The following is a 12,797-nucleotide window of genomic DNA, read 5'->3' on the forward strand; positions in this document are numbered from 1 at the left end:
CTCTCCCGGAGGGGAGGGGGCTAGGGGGTGGGGTATCGTTAGGCGTTACTTGTACTTCGACATAGAGAACGGCGCGGCGGCGTTGCTAGTGCCTCGGGTTTTGTTAGGCGTAGAAGTCATGTCAAAATCTAAGGTAGCGCCTTTCATCAGCTCCTCGTGGCTCAGCCAGTTTTTGTCATAGACTTTGCCGTTCATGGTCAGCTGGTTCACGTAGCGGTTCTGGTCGGAGTTCTTGGGGGCATTCAGCACGATGTCTTTGCCAGAGGGCAGGTGCAGGGTAGCCTTCGGGAAGAGTGGGGCGCCCAGCACGTACTGGTCGGTGCCAGGGCACACGGGGTAGAAACCCAGCGCCGTAAACACGTACCACGCCGACGTCTGGCCGTTGTCTTCGTCGCCGCAGTAACCGTCGGCGGTGGGTAGGTAGAGGCGGTTCATTACCTCGCGCAGCCAATACTGCGCTTTCCAGGGCTGACCAGCATAGTTATACAGGTAAATCATGTGCTGGATGGGCTGGTTGCCGTGGGCATAGTTGCCCATGCCCGCAATCTGCATCTCCCTGATTTCGTGGATGGTGCCGCCGTAATACGAGTCATCAAACACGGGAGGTAGGGCAAATACGGTATCCAGCGTAGCCACAAACTTCTGCTTGCCGCCCATCAAGTCCATCAGCCCCGCTACGTCATGAAACACCGACCAGGTGTAGTGCAAGCTATTGCCCTCCGTGAAGGCGTCACCCCACTTAAAAGGGCTAAACGGCGCTTGGAACTTGCCATTCTCATTCTTGCCGCGCATCAGTCCGCTTTCCTTGTCGAACAGGTTGCGGTAGTTCTGGCTACGCTTGGCGTACAGGTTGATTTCCTTTTTAGGCTTGCCCAGGGCCTTGGCCAACTGGTAGATGGTGAAGTCATCGTAGGCGTACTCCAGTGTGCGGGCCGCGTTTTCGTTGATTTTCACATCATAGGGCACGTAGCCGAGCTTGTTGTAATACGCCACGCCCTTGCGGCCCACGGCATCCAGCGGACCTTCGTTGTTGGCGCCGTGCACCAACGCCTCATACAGCACGTTCATGTCCTGTCCGCGAATGCCTTTGAGGTAGGCGTCGGCTACCACAGAGGCCGAGTTGTTGCCCACCATTACGCTGCGTAAACCGGGGCTGGCCCACTCCGGCAGCCAACCACTTTCCTTGTAGTCGTTGGCCAAGCCCTGCTGCATCTCCGCATTTTGGTCGGGGTAGAGCAGGTTCAGGAAGGGGAACAAGGCCCGGAACGTGTCCCAAAAGCCCGTATCGGTATACATGTAGCCCGGCAACACCTCCCCGTTGAAAGGGCTGTAATGCATCACCTTGCCATTGGCATCCAGCTCATAGAGCTTGCGTGGAAAAAGCAGGGCGCGGTATAGACAGGAATAGAACGTGCGTTTCTGGTCGGCAGTGCCACCTTCCACGTCAATACGGCCCAGGGTCTTGTTCCAGGCATCGCGGCCTTTCTGGCGCACGGAATCAAAGTTCTGGTCACCGATTTCTTTCAGGTTCAGCTCGGCCTGCTCGGGACTGATAAACGACGAGGCCACGCGGGCCTGCACCTGCTCGCCCTTACGGGTTTTGAAGCCCACGGCCGCGCCAGCGTGGTTCACGGTAGCTTCCATCAGCCCTACGGCCAATTCCTTGTCTTTGAATACGGCCGTGCTAGTGAAGTCGTGGTCGAACTCAATCACAAAATAGTTCTTGAAGTTCTTGGGCACGCCCCCGCTGTTGCGCGTGGTATAGCCCACAATCTTGCGCTGCTGGGGTATGATTTTCACCATCGAGCCCTTGTCCAGCGCGTCAATCACTACGTAAGCGCTGTCGGTTTTGGGGAAGGTGAAGCGGAACCGGGCCGCCCGCTCGGTAGGCGCAATTTCGGTCGTCACGTCGTGGTCGGCCAAATACACTTTGTAGTAGTTGGGCTCGGCTACCTCGGCCTTGTGCGAGTACCAGCTGGCGCGCGCATCCTCATCAAACACCCGCTGGCCGGTGATGGGCATAATGGCAAACTGCCCGTAGTCGTTCATCCACGGCGAAGGCTGGTGCGTTTGCTTGAAGCCCCGAATTTTATCGGCTGAGTACTGGTAGGCCCAGCCATTACCCATTTTGCCGGTCTGCGGCATCCAGAAGTTCATACCCCAGGGCAGCGCAATGGCCGGATAAGTATTGCCATTCGACAAGCTAGGCTTGGAATCGGTGCCGATAATGGGGTTCACCCACTGGGCGTAATCTTTCGTCGCCACCGGACCCTGCGCTAGGGTAGGGGCTGCGGTCAGCAGCATGGCAGAAAGAATAGGAAAGAGTTTAGGCATTCGGTTAGGGAAAGAGTAGGGTAACTGAAGGGTATATAAAGAACGTCCTTTTGACCAGCGGGAGAAATCTTGCGTGCTGACCCCGGAGAGTACTTACCGGGAGCACGCGAGATTTCTCCCGCTGGTCAAAAGGACGTTCTGTTTTTTTCATGGTAGCGGTTTACTTATAGGCCAGCTTCACGGCCGTAGGGTTGGCGGTGTAAGCGGCCCACAGTTCGTCCAGCGTTTTGCCGGTTTTTTGCTGCCACAGCTCCGGCGAGTAGGCGTGGGCGCGCAGCGCGGCATCCATCTCGTTCACAATTTTGGGGTAGCCGTTTTGCTCCAGCCACGCCAGAAAGCGAGCCGTGATGCGGTAGCTATTGGTGTAGCTCTGGCCTTCTTTATAATCAGGTAGAGCCCACTTGCCCTGCTGGTTGTTGATACCGAGCGCGTACCGAGTATAGTCGGCAATGCCTTCCGTGAGCCAGCCCAGCGAGCCGCTGGGGTAGCCCTGCACAATGTGCATCACCTCGTGCGTCACCACGTCAATGTCCTCCGGGTGGTCCTTCAGCCAGGTAGGGTTGTAGCGCACAATGCCATTGTGGGTAGCCGCCACCCCCTTGTATTCCGGATCCACGATGAAGGTGACTTTCTTCAAGGTATTAGGGTTGAACCGCTTGGCCTCCTTCGGATATACCGTGTAAAACGCATCAATCATGCGTTGCTTGGTAACGGAGTTCAGGGCTGGATCTTTGGAGATAAAGATCAGGGTATATCCCTTTTTCGTTAAGGAGTCCCGGGTGACGGCAGCTTGCTGGGGTAAGGGAGCAAGCGTTGGTAGTGCCGGCGAGGGGGGAGCCGTCAGCGAAGCGAGAAAAAAACTCAGCGAAAGTCCTGGCATGCAGATTGGTTAGTGGAACGGGTAGTGTAATAATGTAGAAGTATTCTCCAAATGGTTGCGTCAGAGGTGAATGAAAAGTGCTAGAAACCTTGGCTTCATATTAGCACAAGCACAAAAAAAGAACGTCAGGCCGGGTGGGGTAGCGAAGTGACAGAAATTCCCAGAACCACCACCCACACTTGCCGCGCACCCGGCCATGACGTTCTACTTACCTACCACCCAGGGTTCTGAGTGAGTTCCTTATTGTTGTTTATTTCAGTTGACGGAATGCCCCACAACAGGTATTTTTCCTGAAAGGCTGGTCCCACTTCGCCTTTAAAGCCGATGACGTTGACAAACGTGTTGTTCTTTACATCATAGGCTTTGCGGGTACGCTGAATGTCGAAATAGGCCTTGTTCTCGTACGCCAGTTCGTGGTAACGCTCCTTCCATACAGCTTGACGGAACGCGTCCTGGCTTAAGCCGCTCAACGCAGGTAGTTTAGCCCGTGCCCGAATTTTATTGATTTGTTCGTATGCTTTGGGGGTAGCGGCGCTAGCCTCGTTGATGGCCTCGGCGTAAATAAGCATCACCTCAGGCATACGGATCAGCGTCCAGTTTTCGTCGCAGTTGTAGTTCCGGTTCAAAGCGCTTTCCAAGTGGAAATACTTATAAAGTGCATGCCGGTTGAATTTGACAATGTTTGTCTTCTGTTGATTGGTGCTTCTATCAAACGCCCGATATTCAGAGAAGTAAAATTGTTGTTCCTGGGCCCGTAGGTCACCTGCTTCGTACGAGTTATAAAACTCCTCCGTCGGAATCAGGGATCCATACTCGTCGCCGTACGCCGAAATGCCCACGTTGTAGGGTACAATCAGGGGACTGATAGCGTTGGTGGCAATACCGTTGGCATATTGGGCCTGCAGAATAAATTCACCCTGATTTTTGTCCGTGTTGTTGTGTAGCGAGATGTAGTTGGCGAACAGCGGATAGCTGCCCGCATCAATTACCTCGGCGGCCTTATCAGCAGCCTTCTGGTAATTCTCCTTGATTTGCATGGGGAAGCCTGCCGTAGTCAAATACACATCAGCCAGTAGGGCCTTCACGGCCGACTGAGAGATGCGCCCGGTACGATCTACCACGGGTAGGCCGGCTGCTTCAGCTGTTTGTAGGTCGCTGATGATAAGATTATAGACGTCGGCCTTGGGGCTGCGGCTAGGGTAGAGGTTGGGGCCGGGGCCATTCACCGGCTCCGTCAGCAAAGGCACATCACCGTAGAGGCGCACCAGCAGGTTGTAGAGGTAGGCCCGGATAAAATAGGCTTGGCCCAGCAGTTGCGTTTTCTGCGTCTCATCCATGTCGATGGCCGGAATCCTAGTGATGGCTAGGTTAGCCGCGCCGATGCCATTGTAGGCGGTGTTCCAAACACTGGAGAAGGAGGGGTTAGCTGGGTCAATGCTCTGGTTAATGAATTGGTTGTTGTTGAAGCTCTGCCCCAGTGTAGTAGCGTGTAAAGCCATCAACTCCAGCGTCACCCAAATTCTTTCACCATAGCCCGTGTCGTTTTGCACAATACGCAGATTGTTGTAGAGGCCGTTCACAGCAGCTTGCGCTTGGCCGGCGGTGCTGTAGTAGTCGTCGGGACGAATTTGGGAACGACTATCAACACCCAAGAAATCATCACAACTAGTAACTGCCATGAGCAGTCCTGTGCCCAAGACTGTAGTTCGGGCGAAGCGTTGTATATTCGAAAACATAAGAAAAGACGTTTGAAAGAATGAAGAGTAGTTGTTCTTAAGTAGCTGTCAGTTGGCAAGCAATGCCGATTTATCGCTGACAACAGATAATTGACAACTAGAAAGATACATTCAGGCCAGCTGTGAAAGTGCGAGCCTTGGGATAGTCGAAGAACTGAATGCCTTGGGAGAAAGTATTGCCGTAAGTCGACGTCTCAGGGTCGTAGCCGAAGTAATCAGTGAGTAGGAAGAAGTTCTGCGCCGACACATACACACGGAGGCGGCTCAGCGAAATCTTCTGAATTAACTCGTTGGAGAAGTTATACCCCAGTACCAGGTTACGACCCCGCAGGAACGATGCATCCTGCACTTTATAAGAGTCAATGCGCGAATCGTAGCGGATGTAAGAGGGACGCACTTCAGCAATGCTGGTATTCTGATTCTCCGGTGTCCAGGCGCCTGTCAGAGCCTGCTCGTAGCTATTGGCTTGCCCGGTGCGGTCCAGCGCCGAGTGGTGGGTCAAGTTCATAGCCTTGTTGCCATAAGTGAATTGTAAGTCCACAAGCAGATCAAAGCCTTTGTAGCGGAAGTTGTTGATGAACGAGCCGAAGCCAGTAGGAATGTTCTTACCTAAGATCACCCGGTCCTGGTCGTTGATCTGGCCATCGTTATTTTGATCCTTCCATTTGAGGTCACCGGGTAGGCGGTCATATTTTGCAGCTTCATCCGCTTCGTTGGTGTTCCAAGTGCCCAGACGCTCCAGTCCAAATAGCGAACCTACCGGGTTGCCCACGCGCAGCACGGTGGTCTGGTTGAGGAAGTTCGGACCAGGAAAAATATCGTCGCCAGCTGCGCCCAATTGTAGGATGCGGTTTTGCAGGAAGGAAACGTTGAAGGTCGTATTCCAAGTGAAGTCTGTGCTCTGAATATTTACTGTATTCAGCGACAACTCCAAGCCCCGGTTGCGCACGCTACCTACGTTGCTCGGAATAGAGCCATAGCCGCTGCTGCGTGGTACGGGTGCGTTGAGAAGCAGATCTTTAGTGGTACGCTGGTACAGATCTGCCTCAAAGGTGACGCGGTTTTGCAGCAACCCTACGTTCAGACCCAGGTCAAACTGATCGGCCGTCTCCCATCTAAGGTCTGGGTTGCCTAAGGAACCCAATGTAATACCGTTTGTGCGGGTTCCACTAAAAATATAGCCGTTGGTGCCCAAAAACGTCTGCGACACATAGTTGCCAAAATCAGGACCGCTGTTACCGGTACGACCATAGCCGAAGCGCAGCTTCAGATCCGAGAAAATGCGGTTTTCCTTCAGGAAATCTTCTTCCGAAATCCGCCAGGCAATAGCCGCCGATGGGAAAATCGCATTCTTGTTGTTTTCCCCGAAGCGCGACGAGCCGTCCCGACGGGTGGTCAGAGTCAGCAGGTAGCGGTCCTTGTAGCCATAGTTCACGCGTCCAAAGATGGAGAAGAATTGGTCGGCATTGTAGCCAGAGCTGGGTGGGTTGGGGGTAGAGCCCGTTCCTAGATTATAAAAGCTGAACGCATTGTCTACCAATAGGGTAGTGCTGCTGCCATTTGCCAGGCTTCGGAAGCGGCGGGAGTCTACACCTACCACCACGTTCAACGAGTTGTCTTCGTTCAACTGTTTGTTGTACGTGAGGTAGTTCTGCCACTGCAAGCTAGTAGCGTTGTAGTCGTTGATGCTGGCGTAGCCTTGCTGCCCCCGTAATTGAATCAGGGTGGTAGCGTAGGATGGGTCGTTGTAATTCTGTATTGTGGCGCCTAGGACACTGCGGAAATTCAGGCTCGGCAGGATCGTGAAATCCAGGTAGCCGTTACCCGAGAAAACTTGCCGGCGGCGGAGTTCTTCATCCTCCTGAGCAATGGCAACCGGGTTGTCTCCCGTTTCCATATCCGGGTAGTCTTGGCGCCTGGCGTAGGTACCATCCGGGTATCTGACGGGCATAATAGGAATCATCTCAATCATCATGCGCGGAATGTTGTTGCCGCCCACGAAGTCATTGCCGATACGCTCATCAATATTATTGTAGTTGATAGTAGTTCCCACTTTCAACCACTTTTTCACTTGGTTATCAATCACCAAGCGGGCATTATAGCGCTTCTGAAACGTATTCAGGATAGTGCCCTGAGCGTTGGTATAGTTCAGAAACAAACCGTACGTAAGCTGGTCGCTACCGCCCGAAAACGACAGGTTGTGGCTTTGGGTCACGCCTGTCTGTGTGGTTTCATCCTGCCAGTCAGTGTTGTAGAGTGGATTCAGGTTGTCGTCAAACAACGGACGCGGGCTATTGGCAGCAGTCAGCGCCCGTCGCTTGATACGCGGGTCACGGTTGGCGTAGCGGCCAGCGGCCCAGCCAGCAGGGTCATATTTCTGAATGTTCTGATACGCCAAGTCTTCCGTGGCCAGAAATTGCTGCGAGTCCATCACATCCAGCTTGCGGGCAATGCGGCTTACGCTCACGAAGGTGTCGTAACCAATCTGAGTGCCCTTTTTGCCGCGCTTGGTCGTAATCAGAATAACACCATTGCTACCCAGCGCACCATAAATAGCTGTAGCTGAAGCGTCTTTTAGTACTTCAATGCTGGCAATATCGTTGGGGTTCAGCGAGGTAATACCTGCATCCCAGAATACGCCATCTACTACATAAAGTGGGTTGTTGCCCGCATTAATAGAGCCATAGCCCCGCACCCGAATGAGTGGGCTGCTACCCGGTTGGCCCGAATTCAGAGATACATCAACACCCGCTACCCGGCCCTGTAAGCCCTGCGCTACGTTTACGATAGGGCGTTCTTCCAGCTCCTTGCTGCTTACGCTACCCACAGCTCCCGTCACGTCGGAACGCTTTTGCGTACCGTAGCCTACCACCACTACCTCGTCCAGCGCCTTGTTATCTGTTACCAGTCGTATTGTCAGCGTGGTACGGCCGCCAATAGCTACTTCCTGGGCTACGTAACCGATAGAAGAAACGACCAGCGTTTCGTTGCCGGTAGGCACCGTCAGAGAGAAACGACCCTCCGCATCAGATGAGGCCCCTACGCCCGTAGCACCTTTAAGTACCACGGTGGCGCCGGGTAATGGGTTGCCTTGGTCATCCCGCACTTGGCCCTGCACCGTCACATCAACACGACGGAAGGTCTCTGCCGCATGGTTGTTGGCCGTAGCCTGTGTGAGAGGTAACACCATTGCCACACTAAGCGCCAGCAGCGGTACCCTACACAACTGTTTAACAGATAAAGAAGAGGTCATAAGGTAAGATTTGGTGGAAGATGGAAATGAAAAAAACAATGAAGTAGGCTTGTCTCTCTAAAATGTTCACCCTTGTAGAAATCGATTGCAAAGAAAACTTAAACGTTTTAGCATGACGATGTATAAAGTGAAATCAAAAGCGAGGCAAGAGCGAAAAGCTGAAGATTAGCGCGTGAAAAGCTACGGGCTACCCGGGCCAGCTGCTCGGGGTAGGGTAGGGAAGACAGCTATAATGACCTATAGAATAGGTAGCTGACGCGTTAGGAAAAGAGCTGAATTAGAGCGTAGGTCGTAAGCAGCAAAGAGAAACCATTGCACTAGCCTAAAGCAAAAAAGCGGTTTGTGAGCGAAAATATCAAGTATTTATTTTGATCTACCAAACAACTGCTAAAAGCTTTTAGCATATTTGCCCGGCAAGCCAGAAGCTATAATACTGTAAGGCCATACTGTTGCCACTAAGAATTGCAGGCCCACATCACCCGGCCGCACCCAATACAGGCTGCTTTCCCATCGCCATTTATCCTAACCTATTCGCATGCGAAAAGCGCATACTCACTTCCGGCAGGCCGCTGCTCGGCCATTTCGCTGGCTGCTTGGCGGACTGTTGCTAATTAGCGCCACCACTCACGCTCAAAACCAAAAACTCACCTCCTACGTCGACCCGATGATTGGGACCGGCGGGCACGGCCACGTATTTCTGGGGGCTAATGTGCCCTTTGGAGCCGTACAGGTAGGGCCGCAGAACATTTTCAAGGGCTGGGACTGGTGCTCAGGCTACCACTATTCCGATAGTCTGATTGTTGGCTTCTCGCACACGCACCTCAGTGGCACCGGCGGCTCCGACCTCGGCGACGTGCTCATCATGCCTTACACTGGTCCGCTCAAAACCGATAAAGGCCAGCAGAAAGCGCCCCACCAAGGCTACCTCTCGCGCTTCTCGCACCAGCGCGAAACCGCAAAACCCGGCTACTATGCCGTGACGCTGGACGACTACGGCATCCGGGCCGAACTGACCAGCTCCGCAAGGGTAGGCATGCACAAGTACACCTTCCCTGCTGGCGGTAAAGAGGCCCATGTTATCATCGACCTTAAAGAAGGCATCGACGACAAAGCCACCGATACGTATATAGAGCAGGTAGATGCGCAGACGTTTGTGGGGTACCGCTTCTCCAAAGGGTGGGCCCGCGACCAGCGCCTATACTTCGCCATCAAGACGTCGGCGCCGGTGCCGCAGTTTGCTATTTACAACGAGGCCGAAAAGCTCACGGGTAAATCGGGAAAGGGGCAGGCTATTAAAGGCGTATTCAACTTTGCGAAGGCTCCCAGTACCTTGCTGCTGAAGGTAGGCATCTCGCCGGTAAGCACCGATAATGCGCTAGCGAATATTCAGGCCGAGATTCCCGGCTGGGATTTCGCCAAGGTGCAGCAGGCCGCTGATGCGGAGTGGAATAAGGAGCTAGCAAAGGTCACCATCGAAACCAAGGACGCAACGGCCCGGCGCATTTTCTACACGTCCATGTACCACGCGCTGTTTGCGCCGGCCCTGTTCAACGATGCCAACGGCGACTACCGCGGCACCGATAAGAAGGTGTACGAAAAAGCGCCGTTTCAGAATTATACTATCTTTTCGCTCTGGGACACCTATCGCACGGCGCAGTCTTTCTTCCTGCTGGCCCAACCCGAGCGAGTAGGGGACATGATGCAGTCGATGCTGGCTATTTACCGGCAGCAGGGCAAGCTGCCCATCTGGCACCTGATGGGCAACGAAACCAACACCATGGTAGGCTACAGCGCCGTGCCAGCCTTGGCCGAAGCATACCTGAAAGGCACGCCCGGCCTCGACGGCAACCAGCTGCTGGATGCCATGCGCGCCTCCAGCACCCGCGACGACGAGGGCGTGAAGTACGTAAAGGAACTGGGCTTCATACCGGCCGACAAAGAAAGCGAGTCGGTAGCGAAGGCCATGGAGTATGCTATTGACGATTGGAGCATTGCGCAGGTAGCCAAAAAGTTGGGTAAGCAGGAAGATTATCAGAACTACAGCAAACGCGCCCAGTATTATAAGAAGTACTTCGACCCGCACACCCGCTTCATGCGCGGCCTCACCTCCGACGGCAAGTTCCAGCTGCCCTTCGACCCCATTCAGTCCATCCACCGCCAGAACAACTACACCGAGGGCAATGCCTGGCAGTACACCTGGCTGGTGCCGCAAGACCCACCCGGCCTGATCAAGCTGTTCGGCTCCGATGCGGCGTTTGTGGAGAAGCTCGACAGCCTGTTTGTGGTGCAGGGTAGCCTGGGCGAAAGCGCATCGCCGGATATATCGGGGCTGATTGGCATGTACGCCCACGGCAACGAGCCCAGCCACGCCACGGTGTACCTATACCCCTACGCCGGCCAGCAGTGGAAAACCGCCGCCAAGGTGCGCCAGGTGCTGCGCGAAATGTACCTCGACAAGCCCGACGGCATCAGCGGCAACGAGGACTGCGGGCAAATGTCGGCCTGGTATATTATGTCGGCTATGGGTTTCTACCCCGTGAGCCCCAGCAGTGGCGCCTACGTACTAGGTAGCCCCATCGTCGATAAGGCGACTATTCGCCTGCCAAAAGGCAAGGTGTTCGTGCTGGAAGCGAAGAACAATAGTGCCGCCAATCCCTATATTCAGTCGGCGAAGCTCAACGGCAAGCCCTACCCCAACAGCTACCTGTTGCACAAAGATGTAATAGCCGGTGGCACGCTGGAGCTTACCATGGGCCCACAGCCCAATACAAGCTTCGGCGCTGCCGCGGCTAATCGCCCAAAAGAAGTGTATGAATAGAGTCTTAGGGTCATGGATAATGTTCAATGAAATACCTGAACGTCATCTAAGACCCCAAGACCCCAAGACCCCAAATACTTGAAAAAGAAAACCCTGATCCGCGACATTGCGCAGCACCTGGATGTGTCCATTGCCACTGTGTCGTTGGTGCTTAACGGGAAAGCGAAAGAAAACCGCATCAGCGACGCGCTGGCTGAGAAGGTGCTAACATATGTGGAGGAAGTTGGGTACAAGCCGAACCAACTGGCCAAGAGCCTGCGCACAGGCAAAACCCACGTTATTGGGCTAATTGTAGAGGATATTGCCAACTCGTTTTTTGCCACGGTGGCGGGCCTGATTGAGAAGAAGGCACTGGAGCGCGGCTACCGCATCATCTATTGCAGCACCAACAACGACACCGCCAAGACCAGCGACTTACTCACCATGTTTCAGGAGCGACACGTGGATGGCTACGTGGTGGCGCCTCCCAACGGGGTAGAAGAAGAAATTGGTGCCCTGGTGCGCAACGGTAAACCCGTGGTGCTGTTCGACCGCCTGCTGCCAGGCGTGCTAGCCAATGCGGTGGTAGTAGACGGCGCCGCCGGCACTTCCCAGGCCACACGGCACTTGCTGAGCCAGGGGTTTTCGTCGGTAGCCTTTGTGACCATCAACTCCGGGCAGACCCAGATGCTGGGCCGACGGCAGGGCTACGCGCAGGCCATGCGCGAATACGGCTTGTCGGAGCTGGTGCTGGAGGTGGATTTTCTGCTGGAACGTGAACAGATGATTCAGCGCATTCACGAGTTTTTGCGCGCCAATCCGCTGTGCGATGCTATCCTGTTTTCTACCAATTACCTGAGCGTGTATGGGCTGGAAGCCATCAGCCGCCTGGGGCTGCGCATTCCGGAGGATATTGCCATTGTTTCCTTCGACGATTCCGACCTTTTTCGGCTGTATTCGCCCACAATTACCGTTATTGCGCAGCCCATGGAGGTGATGGCCGATAATATTATTGGCACGCTCCTAACCGCCCTGGAAGGGGGCGACGAGAAAGGCCGGACCACGCAAGTGCAGCTGCCGCCGTCCCTACTCATCCGGCAGTCATCGATTCGCCGCGTACACTAGCCTCTGTTTTAATTATCTGGTTCTTTTACCTTTTTCTTCTTATGGAAACTACCGCTGCTAAATCCGCGCTTTTTGCCGAAGTAGCCGAGCACCTGCAACAGCAGGGCTTCACCGTTGACCGCAAGGACGATACGCGTCCGTGGGGCGGTTTTTTTGTGTTGGACGAGGAGCAGGCCCAGGCTTTTGCCGATGCCTATTTCGATGGGCTGTCGGTGGATAGCCTGCGCATCTCGGGCAAGCTCAGCCCTAAAATCCTACTGGTAGCACCTCACCAGCGCTTGTCGTGGCAGTACCACCACCGCCGCGCCGAAATCTGGCGCGTGGTACGTGGTACTGTGGGCGTTATCACCAGCGATACCGACGAAGAAGGTGAGCTGAAAACCTACGCGCCCGGCGAGCAAATCGTCCTGCAACAGGGCGAGCGGCACCGCCTTATCGGCCTCGACGACTGGGGCATCATTGCCGAAATCTGGCAGCACACCGACCCCCAGCAACCCTCTGACGAAGACGACATCGTCCGCGTACAAGACGACTTCGGACGCTAGACGAGTGACTGAGTGAGTTTGTAAGATTGTGCAGTTGTAAAGAAGAAAGTGTCTGTCATCCTGAGCTTGCGAAGGACCTTATTTCAGTGGAACGACCATCGTACTAACGACTCGTTCTACTGTGATA

At 54.4% G+C, this 12,797-nt stretch carries 7 protein-coding genes; 3 read left to right on the forward strand and 4 right to left on the reverse strand.

Going from position 1 to position 12,797, the window contains the following annotated elements:
- Positions 1-45: 45 nt before the first annotated feature.
- From KYK14_RS19700 to KYK14_RS19715, 4 genes are all read right to left on the reverse strand, one after another.
- Positions 46-2,334 carry a GH92 family glycosyl hydrolase gene (locus KYK14_RS19700; protein ID WP_219161317.1) on the reverse strand — a complete coding sequence of 763 codons (2,289 nt, stop codon included), beginning with the start codon at positions 2,332-2,334 and terminating at the stop codon, positions 46-48.
- Positions 2,335-2,494: 160 nt separating this feature from the next.
- Positions 2,495-3,214: a basic secretory protein-like protein gene (locus tag KYK14_RS19705; RefSeq protein WP_219161320.1), complete on the reverse strand. Its 720-nt coding sequence runs from the start codon at positions 3,212-3,214 to the stop codon at positions 2,495-2,497.
- 212 nt (positions 3,215-3,426) lie between these two features.
- A complete protein-coding gene (locus tag KYK14_RS19710) occupies positions 3,427-4,893 on the reverse strand; it encodes a RagB/SusD family nutrient uptake outer membrane protein (protein WP_185283498.1) in 1,467 nt (488 codons plus the stop codon).
- A 154-nt stretch (positions 4,894-5,047) separates the two neighbouring features.
- Positions 5,048-8,203, reverse strand: coding sequence for a SusC/RagA family TonB-linked outer membrane protein (locus KYK14_RS19715; RefSeq protein WP_219161324.1), 3,156 nt, complete (start codon positions 8,201-8,203; stop codon positions 5,048-5,050).
- Between the two features lie 535 nt (positions 8,204-8,738).
- Here KYK14_RS19715 and KYK14_RS19720 point away from each other — a divergent pair.
- From KYK14_RS19720 to KYK14_RS19730, 3 genes are all read left to right on the forward strand, one after another.
- Complete coding sequence (locus KYK14_RS19720) at positions 8,739-11,021, forward strand: GH92 family glycosyl hydrolase (protein WP_219161327.1); 2,283 nt, start codon at positions 8,739-8,741, stop codon at positions 11,019-11,021.
- A gap of 78 nt (positions 11,022-11,099) precedes the next feature.
- The gene (locus KYK14_RS19725) at positions 11,100-12,125 is read left to right on the forward strand and encodes a LacI family DNA-binding transcriptional regulator (protein WP_219161330.1); all 1,026 of its coding nucleotides are present in this window, start codon (positions 11,100-11,102) and stop codon (positions 12,123-12,125) included.
- Positions 12,126-12,166: 41 nt separating this feature from the next.
- The gene (locus KYK14_RS19730) at positions 12,167-12,670 is read left to right on the forward strand and encodes a cupin domain-containing protein (protein ID WP_208306242.1); all 504 of its coding nucleotides are present in this window, start codon (positions 12,167-12,169) and stop codon (positions 12,668-12,670) included.
- Positions 12,671-12,797 lie beyond the last annotated feature (127 nt).

It is taken from the genome of Hymenobacter profundi, from assembly GCF_019334315.1.
GTDB classification, from domain to species: Bacteria; Bacteroidota; Bacteroidia; order Cytophagales; family Hymenobacteraceae; genus Hymenobacter; species Hymenobacter profundi.